15 protein-coding genes are annotated in these 19,498 nt (G+C 45.1%); 1 reads left to right on the top strand and 14 read right to left on the bottom strand.

Annotated features, from left to right (window positions below):
• Positions 1-115: 115 nt before the first annotated feature.
• From chvE to BJR36_RS04000, 5 genes are all read right to left on the bottom strand, one after another.
• The gene (gene chvE, locus BJR36_RS04020) at positions 116-1,225 is read right to left on the bottom strand and encodes a multiple monosaccharide ABC transporter substrate-binding protein (RefSeq protein ID WP_091230451.1); all 1,110 of its coding nucleotides are present in this window, start codon (positions 1,223-1,225) and stop codon (positions 116-118) included.
• A gap of 173 nt (positions 1,226-1,398) precedes the next feature.
• A complete protein-coding gene (locus BJR36_RS04015) occupies positions 1,399-2,454 on the bottom strand; it encodes a substrate-binding domain-containing protein (protein WP_091230449.1) in 1,056 nt (351 codons plus the stop codon).
• Positions 2,451-4,046 carry a response regulator gene (locus BJR36_RS04010; RefSeq protein ID WP_091230447.1) on the bottom strand — a complete coding sequence of 532 codons (1,596 nt, stop codon included), beginning with the start codon at positions 4,044-4,046 and terminating at the stop codon, positions 2,451-2,453. The genes BJR36_RS04015 and BJR36_RS04010 overlap by 4 nt, the downstream gene beginning before the upstream one ends.
• A 10-nt stretch (positions 4,047-4,056) precedes the next feature.
• Positions 4,057-5,583 carry a sensor histidine kinase gene (locus BJR36_RS04005; RefSeq protein WP_242875447.1) on the bottom strand — a complete coding sequence of 509 codons (1,527 nt, stop codon included), beginning with the start codon at positions 5,581-5,583 and terminating at the stop codon, positions 4,057-4,059.
• Positions 5,580-6,596: a substrate-binding domain-containing protein gene (locus tag BJR36_RS04000; protein ID WP_091230445.1), complete on the bottom strand. Its 1,017-nt coding sequence runs from the start codon at positions 6,594-6,596 to the stop codon at positions 5,580-5,582. Before BJR36_RS04000 ends, BJR36_RS04005 begins: the two co-directional genes overlap by 4 nt.
• 393 nt (positions 6,597-6,989) lie before the next feature.
• On the opposite strand from BJR36_RS04000, the gene BJR36_RS03995 reads away from it, so the two are divergent.
• Positions 6,990-7,190 carry a cold-shock protein gene (locus BJR36_RS03995; protein ID WP_091230441.1) on the top strand — a complete coding sequence of 67 codons (201 nt, stop codon included), beginning with the start codon at positions 6,990-6,992 and terminating at the stop codon, positions 7,188-7,190.
• Between the two features lie 138 nt (positions 7,191-7,328).
• On the opposite strand, the gene BJR36_RS03990 is transcribed toward BJR36_RS03995, so the two are convergent.
• The 9 genes from BJR36_RS03990 to BJR36_RS03950 all read right to left on the bottom strand — a co-directional run bounded on the left by BJR36_RS03990 (position 7,329) and on the right by BJR36_RS03950 (position 19,109).
• On the bottom strand, positions 7,329-7,760 hold the full coding sequence (locus BJR36_RS03990) for a hypothetical protein (RefSeq protein ID WP_091230438.1): 432 nt from the start codon (positions 7,758-7,760) through the stop codon (positions 7,329-7,331).
• 21 nt (positions 7,761-7,781) lie between these two features.
• Positions 7,782-9,080 (bottom strand): phenylacetate--CoA ligase family protein, encoded by a 1,299-nt coding sequence (locus BJR36_RS03985; protein ID WP_091230436.1) that lies wholly within the window; start codon positions 9,078-9,080, stop codon positions 7,782-7,784.
• A 52-nt stretch (positions 9,081-9,132) separates the two neighbouring features.
• Positions 9,133-9,702, bottom strand: coding sequence for an indolepyruvate oxidoreductase subunit beta (locus tag BJR36_RS03980; protein ID WP_091230433.1), 570 nt, complete (start codon positions 9,700-9,702; stop codon positions 9,133-9,135).
• On the bottom strand, positions 9,702-11,444 hold the full coding sequence (gene iorA, locus BJR36_RS03975) for an indolepyruvate ferredoxin oxidoreductase subunit alpha (protein ID WP_091230572.1): 1,743 nt from the start codon (positions 11,442-11,444) through the stop codon (positions 9,702-9,704). The genes BJR36_RS03980 and iorA overlap by 1 nt, the downstream gene beginning before the upstream one ends.
• A gap of 314 nt (positions 11,445-11,758) precedes the next feature.
• The gene (gene carB, locus BJR36_RS03970; RefSeq protein ID WP_091230430.1) at positions 11,759-14,983 is read right to left on the bottom strand and encodes a carbamoyl-phosphate synthase large subunit; all 3,225 of its coding nucleotides are present in this window, start codon (positions 14,981-14,983) and stop codon (positions 11,759-11,761) included.
• 269 nt (positions 14,984-15,252) lie between these two features.
• Complete coding sequence (locus tag BJR36_RS03965; protein ID WP_169823582.1) at positions 15,253-16,050, bottom strand: ABC transporter permease subunit; 798 nt, start codon at positions 16,048-16,050, stop codon at positions 15,253-15,255.
• A gap of 64 nt (positions 16,051-16,114) precedes the next feature.
• Positions 16,115-16,912: an ABC transporter permease subunit gene (locus tag BJR36_RS03960; RefSeq protein ID WP_091230425.1), complete on the bottom strand. Its 798-nt coding sequence runs from the start codon at positions 16,910-16,912 to the stop codon at positions 16,115-16,117.
• Positions 16,913-16,916: 4 nt separating this feature from the next.
• On the bottom strand, positions 16,917-17,804 hold the full coding sequence (locus BJR36_RS03955) for an ABC transporter ATP-binding protein (protein WP_091230421.1): 888 nt from the start codon (positions 17,802-17,804) through the stop codon (positions 16,917-16,919).
• 96 nt (positions 17,805-17,900) lie between these two features.
• A complete protein-coding gene (locus BJR36_RS03950; protein ID WP_091230417.1) occupies positions 17,901-19,109 on the bottom strand; it encodes a GerMN domain-containing protein in 1,209 nt (402 codons plus the stop codon).
• Between the last annotated feature and the right edge of the window lie 389 nt (positions 19,110-19,498).

Below are 19,498 nucleotides of genomic sequence, written 5' to 3'. Positions count from 1 at the left end.
CAATTCCTCCTTCATGCCTTTAACAAAGCGGCCTCGCCATTTTTAACTCCCATAGCCATCGATTCTGAGTGCGAAGACACTTGGGCGGGCAATGATATCACCCGCCCCGGACCTGCTATTTTAACTTGTCTTCCGTGTAGTATCCTGAATCGATTAAAAGTTCTTTGTAATTATCTTTATCCGCGAATACTGGTTCACAAAGGAATGTAGGGATAATTCCCGTTCCGTTGTCATAAGACTCAGTGTCATTTACAGGCACTTCAGTTCCCTGCATGATCGCATCCACCATTTTTACAACCTGGCTTGCTAAAGTACGGGTATCCTTAAAGATCGACATAGACTGTTTTCCTGCTAAGATATTCTTTACTGATGTGATGTCGCAATCCTGTCCAGTCAGTACCGGGAAGTCTTCGCCTGTGTATCCGGCACTCACAAGTGAATTTGTGATTCCGTTTGCAACGGAATCGTTTGATGAGAGAACTGCATCCAGCTTTTCTCCGTCTGCATAATATGCTGTAATGATATTATCCATACGCTTCTGCGCTTCTTCAGTTGACCAGTTTGGTGTTGCCACTTCTTCAAATTCTGTCTGTCCTGAAACTACTACTAATTTCCCGCTGTCGATGTATTCCTGAAGAATGTCGATCGCTCCTCCAAAGAAGAAACGTGCATTGTTATCATCAGATGATCCTGTGAAGAGTTCGATATTGAAAGGGCCTTCCGCATTCTCTAAATCAAGCGCATCACGGATAAATGTTCCCTGTATCGTTCCGACCATATAGTTATCAAATGTAGCATAATAGGATACTGCATCGCTTTCCATAATCAGGCGGTCATATGCAATAACCTGGATTTCTGCATCTTTTGCCTGTGCAAGAACGGTTCCTAAAGCGCTTCCGTCAATTGCTGCTATGACAAGAGTTTCACATCCTGCAGTAATCATGTTTTCAATCTGTGAGACCTGTGTTGCGATTTCATTATTTGCATACTGTAAATCTACTTTATATCCTGCTGCTTCCAGTTCGCTCTTCATATTGGCGCCATCCTGGTTCCAGCGCTGCAAATCTTTGGTAGGCATGGCAACACCGATTTTCTTGCCTGCTTCCGTTGATGCCGATCCGTCTGATGAGGTATTGTCTGTTTTGCTGCTTCCGCAGGCTGCTAATGAAAATACCATTACCATTGCAACACACAGAGATAACACTTTCCTGATACTTCTTTTCATAACTAAATCCTCCCTTTTCTTTGCGTTCCGTTATTTATTACATGTAAAATATATCACGGGGGAAATAGGAATAGATTGTCACTATCTGCACATTTTCATCCCGGGTTCCACACGACAAAAAAGGAGTAGCATTTTTTTGTGCAAAAAAATGCTACTCCTCTGACTCCGTCCTTCTATTGGCCTTTTGGCATATTCAGATATACGTCTTCTCTCAAATGGACGCCTCCATCTATAATTACTTCCTCAATATTTTCTTTTGTAACTGCTATAGGCGCCAGCTTTTCATAGGGGACTGCCTGCTTGCCGTCAAAAATAGTCTCATCTGCCTCTATTGTACCATCCGCCGCCAGCATTACAGCATATCTGGCCGCCTTTTCAGCCAGTTCTTCCACCGGTTTATATACGGTCACTGTCTGGGTTCCTTCAACAATCCTCTGGCATGCATCCAGGTCTCCATCCTGCCCGGCTACACTCACCTTTCCAGCCAGCCTGTGCTCTGAAAGCGCCTTCACCGCATATCCCGCCAGATTATCATTTCCACAGACGATACCATCGAAACTGCCTGCCGTATCCAGTGCCTCAACCACAGCATCGAATGCTTTTTCGGCAAGCCACTTTTCTGCGTAGGTCTTGTAGATGACTTTCAGACCGATTTCCGCTATCACTTCATTGAATCCCTTTTCCACCATGGCGGCATTCCCGTCCGTGTCAGGTCCAAAAACAGCCGCTATGCTTCCGTTTTCCGGAACACTTTCAATCAGGGCTCCTGCCATCATCCTTCCGATTTCTTCGTTATCAAAGGAAATGTAAAGATCCACACCCGCATCCCTGATCAGCCTGTCATAAGAGATAATCTTTACTCCTTTGTCCTTTGCCTTTCTGACGGCCTCGCTGATCTTCTCGCAATCGGTGGGAACTATGACGATTACATCCATTTTATCCTTCACAAAATCCGCAATCTGAGCATTCTGCTTTTCCACGCTTCCGTTTGCGATCGCAATCTCCACATCCGCCCCAAGTTCTTCAGCTGTTGCAACAAAGGCATCTCTGTCTTTCTGCCATCGTTCGATTACAAGAGAATCAAAACTCATTCCGATGCGTATTTTCCTCTCTGCTTCCCCGCCAGAAGCCTGCCTGCCAGTTTCTGAAGGACCGCATCCACCCAGAGTGGTACACAGAATCAATATGCATATCAAAATGCCAACCGTGTTTCCCCTGCTTCTTTTCAAAGTATTCCCTCCCTGTATTCTGTAGGTGTCCTGCCTGAGTATTTCTTGAATATGCGGCTGAAGTAATTGGGATCCCCATAGCCTACCGCCACGCAGATTTCCTTAATGCTCAATTCCTTGTTGTTCAGCAGCTGCTTTGCTTTGTCTATCCTGATCTTCGTCAGATATTCGATAAAGTTCTCGCCCGCCTCCTCCTTGAAAAGCTTACTGAAATAATAGGGGCTGATGTCAGCCTCCTTTGAAACCTCATCCAGCGAAATGTCTTTATGGTAATTTTCAAGGATATACGACTTTGCCGTTGAAATGATGCCGTCTGATTTTTCCTCCCGGCTTGTCAGGACATTCCTGCAGATTTCCGTTACTTTTTCCAGGAACCATGTTCTCAGCTTCGACGTATCCTGATACCCCATAACGGTTTCCAGAACATCATTCCCGCCAATGAAATCGCAGTCTCTCCGGATTCCGTGAAACAGCTCATTTTCTATCCTGAGCAGGAAGGACAATACCTTCGTCCTTATGTCTGTTCCATATTTTTCAGCCTGTTCTTCCATCAGGTCAAAGCAGGCGTCGGCTTCTCCTTTTACCCTTCCCAGGTCGCCCCTCCGGATGTACTGCACAAGGATATCCTCCAGTTCTGCAAGGAAATCTCTTGCCTGGCCTGCTTCCGAAACCGTATCGCTGATATGGACTACCTTGCCTCTGTTCAGACGCATGACCCTGGCCGCCTCCTTGTAGGAAACTACAAGTTCGTCCAATGGTTTGACCGAACCGATTCCGATCCTGAAGTTCAGCTCAATGCGGCGCATCAGCTTCCTTACCAGATTCCTGCTCTTCTCAATCGTCTGAATGCGCTCGTTGTATTCCATTTTCGACTGGTCCCACGGAATAAAGATTACGATCTGATTTACCATGGCTGGTCCGATAATGGCAGGAAAGAATTCCTTCACGATCTCCCTGAATTCCAGGTAAAAGGACTGGGCTTTCACGCTGGCACCCACGGGATTTCCCAAATCGCCCCTTTCATTGATGTCCCCGTACTGTACAACCAGAACAAAGCCATAGTCTGATTCTATGCTGAGCAGTTCCTTGAAGTTTTCAGCCTCATCAGTATAATCGTCCCTGCAAAGAATCGTATAGATAAGCCCGCTTTCAATAATCGGAATGACCGTCTCCAGCTTCTCCTTCGTTCTGAGGTCTCTTCTTCTCTTCTCCTTCTCGCCATCCACGATCTTCATTGCTTTTTCAATCGTCTCCACAATCCGCCCCTGATTTGCCGGTTTTGTAAGGTACTCCATCACGCCAAGATTGATGGCCTCCTTCGCGTAGACAAATTTATCATAGGCCGACATCACGATGAATATTGTGGAATTGTTAAATTTTTTAATTTCCTTCATTGCCTCGATACCGTTTATTCCAGGCATCTGTATATCCATGAATGCAATGTCCGGTCTGAATTCCTCCGCCAGTTCGATCACTGCCCTTCCGGTCTTCGCAGCCCTGATCTCGCAGGATTCGCCAAAATTCTTCTCTATGATCCGCTTCAGAGATTCAATCACAATGCCTTCGTCATCAGCTAACATTATTTTATACATACATCTTCCCTCACTTACTAACTTGCTCAATCCGCCGGTCCGCCTCTGAAAGCCCCGATATACCGCTGGCCGGAATACTGATCAGGACTTCCGTTCCATGATCGGTTCCTCCGCTTCTGATTTCAAAGACATCTTCCGTTCCAAAATAAAGTTTCAGGCGGCTGATTACGTTACCAAGCCCTATACCATTGGAATTTTTATCGGAATCCTCTTTTTTCAGCTCTCCATTCATTACCTTCGCAATAGTCTCTTCCGTCATTCCCCTTCCGTTGTCCTGAATGCGAATAAGCACTCCGCTTTCCGTGGAGGATACTGAAAGAGTTATAAGCCCCGCCCATTCTATACCCCTGATTCCATAACTTACAGCATTCTCAACGATCGGTTGGAGTACCATGCTCGGAATCCTGGCTTCAAGCAGGCTTTCATCTATTTCCTTCCTGAAATCGATTTCGCCTGAAAAACGCACATTCATAATATAGATATAGCTTTCCACAAGTTCGATTTCTTCCCTCAGGCTTGCATCTTCACTGATCTTCTTGATGTTATATCTGAAAAATTCAGCCATCTTTTCGATGAAGATCCCCGTATTCTCGGCTTCTTCCATCATGGCCAGCTGTACGCCCGCATTCAGGGTATTGAAAAGGAAGTGGGGGTTGATCTGGGCCTGAAGATATTTCAGCTGGGCATCCTTCAGATGGGTTTCCATAACAAGCTCTTTTTCCTTCGCCCGGCTCTCGGATTCCATGCTTTCCTTCAGCTTTGCGATATAATCCCTGATGCTCACTGTCATTTTATTGAATGCTTTTGACACGACACCCACTTCGTCGTTATACTGCGTATCTGCAAGCAATACATCCAGGTTACCCCCCGCGACCTCATCAGCCGCTTTGGCAAGCCTCCTGAGAGGCGTCGTTATGCTGTTTGTAAAGAACATGATCAGTATGATATTCAATGCCGTTATCACGAACAGAATTACCGTGGTTATGATTTCCAGATATTTCAGAGAGACTAACAGAATCTCATAATTATTTGAATTGTCTCTGAACTGCTCATTATTCAGGCTATAGATATAAGTGCTGATATACTGATACGTATCTGTTGCATTCTCATAACTTTCCTTGTATTTTTCAATATTCCTGCCCCGCTTTGCCGTAACCGCCGTTTCAGCTTCCTCAAGATATTCCAGCGACATATTTCTGATGTTCTTTTCCATGAGGCTGGCATAATCCTCCGATGCCGCTCCATTCATGTCATCCAGATAGCTGCTGAACTCCTGGCCGCTGCGGTAATACTCCTCCAACGCCGCAGAGCTTTTCGTATTCAGGTATTCATACATGCTGTCCTGCACTTCTCCCAATACGCCGCCGAGTTCATTCAGACTTCTGTTGCTTAAATATACATTTTCAATCACCTTAAGATCGCTGTTTATGTTGGAATACATATAAAGATTTACCCCGAATACGATTACTGAGGCAAACGTAAAGATCAGAACCAGCTTCGTCCTGATTGTAAAATCTGATTTCAATTTGAGACTCACCTGCGTCCCTCCTCCCTGGTTATGAGTTGGGAATTCACAAGAATATTTTTGTTTACATTTCCTGTTTTCTTATACTGAACAAGAGCCTCTACACAATAAGAGCCCATCTGCTCCGTGTTTATAGCGATTGTCGAATGTATGATCCCTTTATTTACTGCTTCCAGAACAATGTCTGAATCATAATAGCCGATAATTTCCACTTCTCCCACTTTATTCAGATCTACCAGGGCCTGATATGCACAAACCGTATCAACCGTATTCAGACAAATGATTGCATCCGGCATATTTTCCGTATCTACAATGACCTCTCTTATGGCCTCTTCTGAACTGAATGCACTCTGCCTGTCAATTGCAAGGGTTTCGGTCGCGATTTTGGCACCATCCAGGACCTCGCGGATTCCTGACAGAATGATATTCTGATTCTTTCCAGCGCCATCCTCATCGAGAAGGACCAGCACCTTGCTGAAGCTTTGATCCGCAGCATCAAGCACCTGTTTTCCGTATTTTTTCCCGAAGCTGTAATGGTTTACACCAATAAAACTCTGCCTTTTGCTCTTTGGAGCATCCTGAAGCACCGTTACCACCGGTATCCCGGCATCTGTCGCTTTATCGATGAGCGCTGTTGTCTCACTGTCGTCGCCGGCCTTCAGAATAATGCCGTCTACCCTTGCAGCAATTGCCATTTTCAGAAGTTCCCTGACTGAATAATCCAGCGGTAGATTTTCCCCGAATCTTTCCACATAAACGTCCTGATTTTTGCCTTTTTCAAGGGCACCCTTATAGACTGAATCCCAGAAATAATCGTCGTCATCTCCGGCAATCAGGGCATAATGCTGTGCATAGCTTTTATTAGTCTGCTCATCCACAAGACCCATATCCCTGATTTTCGTCTGATAATATGCCATTCCGAGCCCGGTAATCATGACTGCTACAATAATACTGCTGAAAATTGCAATCAGAATCAGGTTCCCGCCCCGCATATCCTTTAACCTGTCCATTTTTTCCTTTATCATTTCACAATACCCTGTCTTTTCCTATCAATTCAATTCTGCGTTCTTTCTATCCACGAATTGTTCGCCAGATTGTCACCATTCTGCTTATCATATCACGGATAAAATCAAATCACAATACTCGAAGAAGCAACTGAAGCCTTCCCACGACGACATTACCACAAACCCTTCCAATACAGGCACCCGTTTATGCGTTATATCATTTGGTTTTGCTGATCCCATAGCTCCGCATACAACAAATGCATAATTTTTTTTATGCTTTTATGTAATTTTTAGAATATTTCACTAAATACTGTTAATTTTCATTTGACAGACTATTCATAGTATGGTATCCTTTTTTTAGGTCGCAAATGGTTGCACCGAGTATAATTATTTAATTTATTTGGAGGTATTATTATGAACAAAGGTACAGTTAAATGGTTTAACAACCAAAAAGGTTACGGATTTATTTCTGACGAACAGGGCAACGATGTTTTCGTTCATTACTCAGGTCTTTCAATGGAAGGCTTCAAATCCTTAGAAGAAGGCGCTGAAGTTGAATTTGAAGTTGTAAACGGAGCAAAAGGCCCACAGGCTACTAACGTAGTAAAATTATAATCAGCTAGTTTTTCAGTGTGCCTTTTTCTATAATATAAATTTCGATTTTTTATTAAGAATAAAGCAGTATTGTTTTAAACATATGATTACAAAAAAAGCTGTCCATCCGGACAGCTTTTTTTGCGGCTATAACTGAGCCTAAGCATTGATATTATATATGGTTTCTGCTTCCCAGGCTTCAATATCGCTTTCCTTAATGACTTCTATCGCTTTTTCCGTATCGGATGTCTTCATAACGACAGAAGCATTTTCGCCTGCTGCAAATGCATACATATATTCGATTGCAATTCCTTTTCCCATAAATGCCTTCAGTATTCTGCTGAGGGCCCCTGTCTTGTGTGCAGCCTTCAGACAGATTACATCAGTAAGCTTTGCAGGAATTCCCGCTGCCTTCAGCACCTTAACCCCCGATTCCGGATCCGAAACCAGCATGCGGAGCATCCCGTATTCGGTGGAATCAGCGAGACTCAGAGCACTGATGTTGATACCGTTGCTGCTGAGGGTCTCTATGGCATCACAGAGCCTGCCTTCTTTGTTTTCCAGAAAAACTGATAACTGTTTTACGATCATAACCTATACCTCCCTGCTGGATTAATAAAGTGTTCTCTTATCGATAACGCGTTTTGCCTTTCCTTCGCTTCTTTCAAGAGTCTTCGGCTCAACAAGCTTGACTTTTACTGCCACGCCCAAAGCCTCTTTCAGCACTTTTGAAATCCTTCTGGACAGGTTCTCAAGCTCCCTGATTTCATCTGAGAAATAGGATTCGTCCACTTCCACCAGAACTTCGAGGGTATCCAGGTTGTCTTCCCTGTCCACTACCATCATATAATGAGGTGAGGTTTCTCCCATTTCCAGAAGTGCCGCTTCAATCTGTGAAGGGAATACGTTTACGCCACGGATGATCAGCATATCGTCTGAACGGCCTTTGAATTTTGAAATACGGGCCATCGTCCTTCCGCAGTTGCATTTGTCATATGTGATGCTTGTAAGATCTTTCGTGCGGTATCTGAAAAGCGGAAGTGCTTCCTTTGTAAGGGTAGTGAATACAAGCTCGCCTACCTCTCCCGGAGCAACAGGCTGGAAGGTTTCAGGGTTGATTATTTCGGGAAGGAAGTAATCCTCATATACGTGAAGACCCTTGTGCTCCAGACAGTCTGCAGCAACGCCAGGTCCCATGACCTCGCTTAAGCCATAGATGTCAAATGCATTTATGTTCAGCTTCTTTTCAAGCTCTCTTCTCATGTTATCCGTCCACGGTTCTGCCCCCAGGATTGCAGTCTTCAGTTTGATCCTGTCCAGCATTCCTGCCTCTTCGATTGCCTCTGCAAGGTGAAGGGCATAGGAAGGTGTGCAGGCAAGGACTGTTGCACCAAAATCTTCCATCATGGTAATCTGCTTCTTTGTATTCCCTGACGACATGGGAATTACCGTAGCTCCAAGATGTTCGGCACCGTAATGTACGCCAAGCCCGCCTGTAAACAGACCATATCCGTATGAGATCTGGATTCTGTCTTCTCTTGTCATGCCGGTCATGGCAAGCACCCTGGCAACACATTCGGACCAGGTCGCGATGTCCTTCCTGGTATAGGCAACAACAGTTGCTTTGCCTGTGGTTCCTGACGAAGCATGTACCCTTGTCACTTCCGACTGCGGCACGGCAACCAGACCAAATGGATAATTTTCACGTAGATCATCCTTTGTCGTGAAAGGAAGCTTGTTCACGTCCTCCACGCACCTGATATCTCCCGGCTCTATTCCCATCTGCTGCATTTTTTTGCGGTAGAATGGGACATTGTGGTAAACCCTGTCAACCATTTTTGCTAATCTGGCACTCTGCAGCGTATAGATTTCATCCCTGCTCATGCATTCTTTCGTTTCATTCCAAATCATAGATCCTTGTCCTCCCCGGAATTATAAAGTAAATCGGCGGAACTCCATCTTCTTACAGATGATATCCGATTTCGAAAGCCTTTTTGTTTATTTCAACTGTTTTTGGCGGAACTGTTTTTTCAATTACGTCAAACCACTGTTCCTTTGTAAAGTTCATATGCTGAGCCGCAACACCTAAAACGATGATGTTGAATACTTTTGAATTGCCTAATTTCTTGGCTTCTTCCATTGCATTTACTGGAATCACATTGTACTCTTTGCTTAAATTTTCAATGATGTTTTCCGGATATTCTGCTGCCCCGATTACGACCGGCATCGGATCTATCCTCTGGTCGTTGATTATGAGGGCGCCTCCTTTTTTAAGGAAGTTCGCGTATCTCAAAGCTTCCAGACGCTCAAATGCGATGATGACGTCAGCGCATCCTTCTTCTACGATAGGTTCTGAAACCTCTTCGCCGTAGCGAACGAAAGTGACAACGCTTCCTCCGCGCTGTGCCATTCCATGAACCTCTGATAATTTCACGTCATATCCTGAATCTATTGCCAGGCCCCCTAAAATCCTGCTTGTAAGAAGTGTACCCTGGCCGCCTACACCTACGATCATAATATTTTTTGCTGACATTATTTTGCACCTGCTTTCTCAATTGCTCCAAATTTACAAAGACTTGCACATAAACCGCAGCCTGCGCACATCGTATCGTTTATATGGATTGTTCCATCAGGATTCTTTGTTATTGCAGGGCATCCAGGTTTCAGGCACATGCCGCATTTCTTGCACTTATCAGAAATTTCCACGTACACAGGTTTTCTGCTCTTGTCAAGAAGGGCGCATGGCGCTTTTACGATGATTACGGAAACTTCATCTTTCGCATTCTCTTCTTTTACCGATTTTTCTAACGCTGCAAGATCAAATGCATCTACCGTCGTTATGTTTTTCACGCCGATTCCGCGGCAGAGCGCCTCGATATCGATCTGCGTAACAGTGTCGCCCATAAGGCTTTTCCCTGTTGCAGGGCTGTCCTGGTGGCCTGTCATGGCTGTTATGGAATTGTCAAGAATCAGGACTGTTCCTGTTGCCTGGTTGTAGACCATGTTCATAAGTGAGTTTACGCCGGTATGCATGAATGTGGAATCGCCGATCAGGGCTACCCAGTTCTTGATGAAGTCTTTTCCTCTGGCTTTTTCCATCCCGTGAAGGGTGCTGATACCCGAACCCATACATACAGTAGTGTCAACGACGCTCAGCGGTGCAACAGCACCAAGTGTGTAACATCCGATGTCTCCGGCTCCATGGATCTTCAGCTTATTCAGTACTGCATAGGTGCTTCTGTGAGGGCATCCTGGACAAAGGATAGGAGGTCTTGCCGGCACCTGAGCTGCAGGTTTAATTTCCAGTTCTTCTTTCAAGATTGCCTTGCGGAGCATGTTTGCGCTGTATTCGCCCTGAACCGTGAGGATTTCCTTGCCTGTCGCCTTGATTCCCCAGGATTTGACCTGCTCTTCGATAACAGGATCCAGTTCTTCAACGATGTATAATTCATCCACTTTTGAAGCGAAGTCTTCGATTAATTTTCTTGGAAGAGGATTTACAATACCCAATTTAAGTACGGAAGCGTCCGGAAGGGCTTCCTTCACATAGAGATACGGGATACCGCTTGTAATGACGCCGATTTTGGTATCTTTCAGCTCAACCCTGTTGATTGGGAAATCAGAACCGTCTTTTATCATTGCGTTTGTCCTTTTTTCCACTTCGATATGTCTGAGTTTTGCATTTCCAGGCATCATGACATTTTTTGCAGCATTCCTTACGTATGGCTTATCTTCGATCTCAGTCCTATCGAAAAGTTCAACCATGCTCTGTGAATGTGCAAGTCTTGTCGTAGTTCTGACAATTACAGGCGTGTCGTATTTTTCACTCATTTCAAAAGCGAATTTCGTGAATTCCTTTGCTTCGCTGCTGTCCGAAGGCTCTAAAACAGGAAGCTGCGCTGCCCTTGCAACACATCTGGTATCCTGTTCGTTCTGGGAACTGTAAAGGCCTGGATCGTCTGCTGCCACCAGCACGAGTCCGCCGTTTACTCCCATATAGGAAACCGTAAAGAGCGGATCTGCCGCAACGTTGACGCCGACATGCTTCATGGATGCCATGGCACGCACGCCGCTTATGGAAGCTCCGATTGCCACTTCCATTGCAACCTTCTCATTTGGTGACCATTCTGCATATATGGCATCTTTATATTTGATGATGTTTTCACTGATTTCGGTACTTGGTGTTCCAGGATAAGCAGCTGACACTTTGACACCTGCTTCATAGGCTCCGCGGGCAATGGCTTCATTCCCCAGCATAATTATTTTTTCTGACATTCTTTTAAATTCCATCCTTTCTCAAATCCATTACGCTTTTGCTTTTCTCCTCAATCTCCTAAGGCTCCCTGATGCTGCGAGACGGATATTATTGCTCATTTACTCCCCATTATATCATCTTTGTTGAAATTTTTCTTTCTTTTTTTGATTTTTCTTTATTAATTTAATCTTGTGCCCTTTTAACGCAGTGATTTGTTTTTGGGCAAATAATCCACTTAAAAGAGGCGCTTAAAAACCGGCAGTGCCCTCTCAGGAACTGCCGGTTCATCTTTTATACTTTATGTCCCATTTCTCAGCCTGTATGCCTTAAGCCACTATACTTCCCTGATTTCCTTATGGAAATCCTGTAATGATTTAACACCTAAAACACCCTGGTTCCTGACTTCGCTGATTCCATTGATGGTAGCTTTTGCAGCCGCCATGGTCGTCACATAGGCAATCCGGTTCTTAATGGCAGCCTTTCTTATGTAGCTGTCATCCGAAGCTCCCTTTTTATCGTTCGGGGTATTGATAATGACATCAATCCTGTCATTTGCGATTGCATCCATGATATCAGGGCGCCCCTGATTTATCTTCTGGATTTTTTCCGCTGGAATTCCGCTTTCCGTAATGATGTCGCAGGTGCGTCCTGTCGCCATGATCTTAAATCCACAGTCATGGAAGCCTTTTGCAACTTCGACTACTTCTGCCTTGTCCCTGTCGTTAACGCTGATCAGCACTGTTCCTTCAAGGGGCAGTTTTGTCTGTGTCGCTTCCTGCGCTTTATAGAATGCTTCGCCGAAAGTCTGGGCAATTCCCAACACCTCTCCGGTCGAACGCATTTCCGGTCCCAAAAGCGGATCTACTTCCTGGAACATATTGAATGGGAATACTGCCTCTTTTACTCCGCAGTGGGTGAATATCTTTTCCTTCAGAGCAGGTACAGGAGAATCCATTTCTGTGAATTCGCTAGTGATGATCTGTGTTGCAAGCTTTACCATATTGATATCGCAGACTTTGGAAACCAGAGGCACTGTCCTGGATGCTCTCGGATTGGCTTCAAGAACATATACCTTGTCGTCTTCGATTGCATACTGCATGTTCATGAGGCCGCGCACGTCCATTTCCTTTGCAATCTTCCTGGTATATTTCTTTATTAATGCAAGATTTTTGTCTGAAATGTTTTTGGAAGGAAGAACACATGCCGAGTCTCCCGAATGCACGCCGGCAAGTTCGATATGTTCCATGACTGCCGGAACAAACGCATTTGCTCCATCGCTGATTGCATCAGCCTCGCATTCCAGGGCGTTGTGCAGGAACCTGTCGATGAGGATCGGCCTGTCCGGCGTAACTCCTACTGCCGCCTTCATATAGATTTCAAGGCTTGCATCGTCATGGACGATTTCCATTCCCCTTCCTCCAAGAACGTAGGATGGCCTTACCATTACCGGATATCCGATTTTTCTGGCAATCTCAAGAGCTTCTTCGACATTGACTGCCATGCCTGATTCCGGCATCGGTATGCCAAGACGGTTCATGATTTCCCTGAACTGATCCCTGTCTTCTGCAAGATCGATGGTTTCCGGAGATGTTCCAAGTATGTTTACGCCGAATTTCTTCAGGTCTGCTGCCAGATTGAGAGGTGTCTGTCCGCCAAACTGTGCGATCACGCCCAGCGGCTTTTCTTTCTCGTGTATACTCAGCACGTCCTCAAGGGTCAGAGGCTCAAAATACAGCTTGTCTGAAGTATCATAATCTGTTGACACTGTTTCCGGATTGCAGTTTACGATGATTGTTTCGAATCCCATCTCTTTTAATGCAAATGCAGCATGTACGCAGCAGTAGTCGAATTCGATACCCTGGCCGATTCTGTTCGGACCTCCGCCAAGGATCATGATTTTAGGCCTGTCTGTATGAGCTACGCTTTTATCCTCTGCATTATAGGTCGAATAGTAGTAGGCGGAATCTTCCGTTCCGCTGACATGGACACCTTCCCATGCTTCAACGATTCCCGCTTTTGTCCTGTCTTCCCTGATCTGGGTTTCAGAAACATCGAGAACCTGACTCAGGTATTTATCCGAAAATCCGTCTGATTTTGCTTTACGCAAAACTTCCACAGGCGGAGTGGTTCCTCTGTACGCATTTAATGCTTCCTCTTCTTCAACCAATTCCTTCATCTGCTCAAGGAAATAATGCTTGATTTTTGTAAGCTTGAAGATTTCTTCAACTGTAGCGCCTTTTCGTAAGGCCTCATAAATGATGAACTGCCTTTCGCTTGTAGGCACATGGAGCATTTCCAGAAGCTCCAGCTTCGTCTTCTTATGGAAATCTTTTGCATGTCCTAATCCATAGCGTCCTGTCTCAAGGCTTCTGATCGCTTTCTGGAATGCTTCCTTGTAGGTCTTTCCAATGCTCATGACTTCGCCTACTGCACGCATCTGTGTTCCCAGTTTGTCCTCTGCGCCTTTGAATTTTTCAAATGCCCAGCGTGCAAACTTGATTACGATGTAGTCTCCGCCCGGTTTATATTTATCCAATGTTCCATATTTTCCACATGGTATATCGCTCAGATCAAGTCCGGCTGCCAGCATCGCCGAAATCAGCGCTATCGGGAATCCCGTAGCTTTTGACGCAAGTGCCGAAGATCGTGAAGTTCTTGGATTGATTTCAATAACCACGATTCTGTCGCTTACAGGATCGTGAGCGAACTGTACGTTCGTTCCTCCGATTACCTGGATTGCCTCTACGATTTTATAAGCCTGTTCCTGGAGACGGTCCTGCACTTCCTGTGAAATAGTAAGCATTGGCGCCGAGCAGAAGGAATCTCCTGTGTGCACGCCCATCGGATCGATATTTTCGATAAAGCATACCGTAATCATATTTCCCTGGGAATCCCTGACAACTTCAAGCTCAAGCTCTTCCCATCCGATTATCGATTCTTCTACCAGTACCTGGCCTACGAGACTGGCCTGGAGCCCGCGTGATACGATCACTTTCAGTTCATCTACATTATAGACGAGTCCGCCGCCCTGGCCGCCCATGGTATATGCCGGACGGATTACGACAGGATATCCGAGGTTTTCCGCAATTGCAACAGCTTCTTCCACCGTGTAGGCAACTTCGCTTTTTGCCATCTCGATTCCAAGTTTATCCATTTCCTTCTTGAATTCGATCCTGTCCTCGCCTCTTTCGATGGCATCCACCTGGACACCGATGACCTGGACATGATACTTTTTCAGGACACCTGCCTTGTCAAGCTCTGAGCACAGGTTGAGTCCAGACTGGCCTCCAAGATTCGGAAGAAGGGCATCCGGTCTTTCCTTTTCAATAATCTGCGTGAGCCTGTCAACATTAAGCGGCTCAATATATGTTACGTCAGCAGTTTCTGGATCTGTCATGATTGTCGCTGGATTTGAATTTACAAGAACGATTTCATAACCCAGTTTTCTCAGCGCCTTGCATGCCTGCGTGCCGGAATAGTCAAATTCGCATGCTTGTCCGATAATAATAGGTCCCGAACCAATAATCAATACTTTATGGATATCTTCTCTTTTTTTCATTGTTTCCTCCTTACCAATTGTCCAATATATTTGCCATGAATCCATATGAAGTGAATTATAGTAACTGTTCAGAATTGCTGTCCTGCAAGGCATTTTTATACTGCATCTGCATAAAAATCCAGAATGTACACAGACCGGCCTGCTGGTCCGTAGTCGTTACGCACTATTAGGGAACCGCATTCTGCGAAGTCACATAAATTATTTACATTTTACATAAACTCAAAGATTAATGCAATCATTTCTCACCATATTATACAAATATAATACTTTTATATGCGTAAATCTCTTCTCTTATAAAAATAATAAGTTGCGCTTATAAAAGAAACTGTCAGCAGCGCTGCCAAGACAGGGTATGCATAATTATACCCTCCCTTCAGTATCTTCCCCGCATCGAAATACTTGAAGGGAGACAGATATCCCAGATAGTCGTAATTCCCGCTGATATCTATTATGACAGCCAGCATGAACGTCAGAAGAAGAATCCCCGTTGATACGGCTGATGACAGTTTTGATCGGCTGATGAGTGCTGCAAAAAAAGCTCCCATTGCCAGAAAGAAGATTTCAAGGGCGAAACAACCCAGGGAAAGTTTAAGCACGCCTGCTGCATATGGATGCCCTTCCGAATAATACCCGATCATGGCAAAGGATGCAGCATATATGAAGCCATTGAACACTGCCACATTCGTCAACGCCGCAAGAAGTTTCGACGTGATTATGCTCTGCCGCGATACCGGCTTCACCATCAGATATTCTACCGTCCTGTCCCTTTCCTCCTTTGCAATAATTCCAGCACCAAGCATGACCCCGTGGACTGCTGCCACGAGTACGATATACATGTAAAGCACCGCATAATACTCAAGGGCAATCGACAGGTCGAACACCCCTACTCCGAAAATATTCTGAAGCGATTTCGGCATTGTCTTCATGAGGTCGTTCATATTCATCCCCTCAATGCCCAGCGTAGCAGAGTATTTGGCCATTCCGCCCATAATAAGAAGCGCCATGCTGGCAGTCCAGATTATGAGCGGCTTCATATGTGCTTTCAGTTCTCTTAAATAGATGTTCATAAGTTCCCTCCCGTAATTACTATTCAGGACCATGTCCTTCATAGTCACAAATGATGCATGATAATCAGACTGCCTGTATGTCCTTACGGCTGTATCTGAAATAGCTCAGGGCGATTCCGACCATGATGACGGCCACTCCCATGACCACGTATTCCATTTCATAATGCTTTTCCGCCAGTATGTAGTCTGCCTTGAAATACTGGAATGGCGTGACAAAACGCAGCCTGTCATCCTTGGATGTCACAGCAAATGCAGAAATCGCAAAAAACATAAACACCATCCCAAGTGATACCGGCAGAACAGCCCGCACCTTCTTCAAGACTGTCGAGACCGCCAGCCCTATGAAGAAAAAGACAGCCTGACTGAAAAAGAGGGAAAAGCTGATCAGCAGGAACGTCTTTGTTTCAAATTCCCCGTCCGCATATCCGGTCAGCATCAGGTACATGAGCGGTACGTAGCATGCATTCGTTACGGCAAGTATGGTGAAGGATGCCGCCAGTTTTGCAGTCAGTATTTCCAGCCTGGTAACAGGCTTCGTCATCAGAAAATCAGCCGTTTTTTCGCGCTCTTCCTTGGAAAGAATCCCTACCCCCAGATTCATTGCCTGAATTGCTCCAAAAAGCAGGGTATAGGTAAACGCAAATCCATAATAGCCCAATGGGCTGCTGAAATTCTCCGTCACGATCCCCATCAAGGCCTTTACAGCAGGGGGAAAGTTGTCCAGAAAAACAAGGTATTCGTCCATGTCCGCTTTTATCATCGGGTAGAAGAGCATCAGTATCATGGAAATGCCGCATATGGCGCAGATCCACAAAAACGATGTCAGAAGATTCACCCTGATTTCGTGTCTGTAAATATTCATGGCATCACACCCCTTCCGAGTAGTAATGCAGGAAGATTTCCTCAAGGTCCGGTTCCTCAGCCCACAAATTCACAAGTTCAACAGCAGAAAGTTTTTTAATGATCCTGTTGACATCTCCCCTGTATATGAAGCTGTGCACGTTTCCTGCGACCTTCAGTCCATCCACGCCCTCCATTGCAAAATAATCTTCAGGTATGCTGCTCTCGACTTCAAATTTAAAACGTCTGACGCTGTTTTCCTTCAGGGTAGAAATCTTTTCAACCTTGATGATCCGCCCCTCCTTAATGATTGCAACCCTGTCGCAGAGACGCTGAACCTCTCCCAGGATATGGGAAGACATGAGGACCGCTGCCCCCCTTTTATTCTCCTCCCTAATCAGTTCGAAAAAAGTCTGCTGCATCAGCGGATCAAGCCCTGATGTAGGTTCATCCAGAATGATAAGGTCCGGCGAATGGAGAAGCCCCTGCACGATTCCCACCTTTTTCTTGTTGCCAAAGGACAGCTCGTCTATTTTCTTGTTCAGATCCAGGTTCATCCTGTCCGACAGGTCTTTGATCCTTTTGCTGCAGTCCTTTTTGTAGAAGCTTGCCGAATAGTTCAGAAGTTCCCTGACTTTCATCCCTTCATAATAAAAAACCTCGCTAGGCAGGTATCCTACCCGCTTCGCGATTTCCCTTGACTGTTTCATGCAGTCAAGGCCGAATATCTTGGCCGATCCGGAATCGGGATAAAGGAGTGCCAGCATTACCCTGATCGTGGTTGACTTTCCTGCGCCGTTTGGACCGATGAAGCCGAATATTTCCCCTTCCTCGATATTGAAGGATACATCGATTATCCCTCTTGATTTCCCATAATATTTTGTCAGTCCCCTGATTTCAACTGCATCTGCCATATACTTCTCCCTCCATGATGTCAAATAGCGGATAGGAAGCAGCTTCCTACCCGCTACCAGACAAGAGCATCTCTTCTCTTGTTTTCTGATTATATTTTATTGAAGCGGTAAAGCATTGTCCGTATTGACTTTAAAATAATCCCATCGTCCCATCTCGATATGTCCCGATGCATATGGTTTACCTGCCACCGTCAGATACACCCTCTCCACGCCGTAGTAGTTTCCAAGTGTATTGGTTATGCTTGCAAGGATGAGGGATTCATATCCGGCTCCTGCATTCATATCCCTGACAAGTTCCTCTGAAAAGTCCACATACACCATTCCATCCTTGTTCAGATAGAGCCAGTTTATTTTCACGTTATCAGAAAGGACCCTGGCAACCTTTCCTGAGGGGAGTTCCTTGAAGGCCTCCTGCAGTACAATCCTTGTGATATCGTTTGTATCAAAAGATATGTTTCTGTCGACGAAATAAAGCTTCTCCACGTTATTATCGGGGTAGAAGAATCTGATATGCTGAACAAGAGGCTGATTTCTGGTCATCGAGCTGAGGGTGGAAGATACCGTGTACCCTTCCTTCGATTCCCATATCGTCTTGACCAGGCCGACCTCCGGCGCATAATAATCCTTATTTATATCCCCTGAACTTTCCGTCGTTACTTCCACCGCCCTGAACGTGCCTGCAGGCGTCTCTACTTCGACATCCACAGCCGAAATGTAACGTCTGTATCCGTCAGGCGTCGTCCATTCGGTGCCTTTTTCCAATGGTTCCATAAGCAGTACATCCGCCTCTTCCGCGGCTTTCGTCAGGAAATTTTCTCTGTAGTAGCATTCCGGACGCGAAAAAATTCTGGTTATTTTCCCATTCTTTACCTCTATGACCCTTACCATTTCCGTTCCGCCGTTGTTGGTCCTGGTCTGTATCCGGTTTTCCTTATATGCATCAATGTTCATGATAAAGGAAGCATATTCATTTCCATCGCCTTGATAGGTATAGACTGTGTTGTCAAGGAATGGATAGTAGTCGGCAAGGACATATCCCTCCTCTTCAGTCTCCTCTTCGGTTTCCTCTCCTGTTTCTTCTCCGGTCTCTTCGCCGGTCTCTTCTCCTGTTTCTTCTCCGGTCTCTTCGCCGGTCTCTTCTCCTGTTTCTTCTCCGGTCTCTTCGCCAGTTTCCTCTCCTGTTTCTTCTCCGGTCTCTTCGCCAGTTTCCTCGCCTGTCTCTTCTCCGTCACTTCCATTTTGGGTGCATCCAGGAACCGTAGTCAGTATCAGGATAAGTACTAAAGCCAGTAATTTTTTTCTCATGTTATCCACCTTCCCTTTGCATCTCTGCCACGTTGACTATACAAATGCAGACTCTCTGATCGAGCCCGTCACGGGGCTGCATAAGTGTTACTGTTCGCTGAGTGAACAGTAACACTTTGCGTCAGTTAACACATAAACAATAACACGTACATCTACCGGGATAGTCAAAAACTCCCCTTATATCTGCATTATACTATTTTGCCAAAAATATTGCCACAACAATTATTTTAGCTGAATATTCTTTCGATACAGTTAAAAAAAGAAAAAATTTCAAGGTCCTGAAGCCCTTAAAAAGGGCATTTTCACTATATTTGTATATATCTAAGGCACCATAATAGTTTAAGTTTTACTAAAAGTATTGACAATTCCTAACCTGCATGCTATTATAA

The sequence above is a fragment of the Anaerobium acetethylicum genome (assembly GCF_900096945.1).
GTDB classification, from domain to species: Bacteria; Bacillota; Clostridia; order Lachnospirales; family Lachnospiraceae; genus Anaerobium; species Anaerobium acetethylicum.
This window is presented reverse-complemented; position numbering and strand designations above follow the sequence as displayed.

Excerpts from the sequence above, each read along its gene's own strand:
- BJR36_RS03995 (WP_091230441.1), top strand. The coding sequence starts at position 6,990 with ATGAACAAAGGTACAGTTAAATGGTTTAACAACCAAAAAGGTTACGGA.
- BJR36_RS04000 (WP_091230445.1), bottom strand. The coding sequence starts at position 6,596 with ATGATAAAGGAAAAAATGGACAGGTTAAAGGATATGCGGGGCGGGAAC.
- BJR36_RS03980 (WP_091230433.1), bottom strand. The coding sequence starts at position 9,702 with ATGTCAGCAAAAAATATTATGATCGTAGGTGTAGGCGGCCAGGGTACA.
- BJR36_RS04010 (WP_091230447.1), bottom strand. The coding sequence starts at position 4,046 with ATGTATAAAATAATGTTAGCTGATGACGAAGGCATTGTGATTGAATCT.
- BJR36_RS03960 (WP_091230425.1), bottom strand. The coding sequence starts at position 16,912 with ATGAATATTTACAGACACGAAATCAGGGTGAATCTTCTGACATCGTTT.
- chvE (WP_091230451.1), bottom strand. The coding sequence starts at position 1,225 with ATGAAAAGAAGTATCAGGAAAGTGTTATCTCTGTGTGTTGCAATGGTA.
- BJR36_RS03950 (WP_091230417.1), bottom strand. The coding sequence starts at position 19,109 with ATGAGAAAAAAATTACTGGCTTTAGTACTTATCCTGATACTGACTACG.
- BJR36_RS03990 (WP_091230438.1), bottom strand. The coding sequence starts at position 7,760 with ATGATCGTAAAACAGTTATCAGTTTTTCTGGAAAACAAAGAAGGCAGG.
- BJR36_RS03955 (WP_091230421.1), bottom strand. The coding sequence starts at position 17,804 with ATGGCAGATGCAGTTGAAATCAGGGGACTGACAAAATATTATGGGAAA.
- BJR36_RS03965 (WP_169823582.1), bottom strand. The coding sequence starts at position 16,050 with ATGAACATCTATTTAAGAGAACTGAAAGCACATATGAAGCCGCTCATA.
- carB (WP_091230430.1), bottom strand. The coding sequence starts at position 14,983 with ATGAAAAAAAGAGAAGATATCCATAAAGTATTGATTATTGGTTCGGGA.
- iorA (WP_091230572.1), bottom strand. The coding sequence starts at position 11,444 with ATGTCAGAAAAAATAATTATGCTGGGGAATGAAGCCATTGCCCGCGGA.
- BJR36_RS03985 (WP_091230436.1), bottom strand. The coding sequence starts at position 9,080 with ATGATTTGGAATGAAACGAAAGAATGCATGAGCAGGGATGAAATCTAT.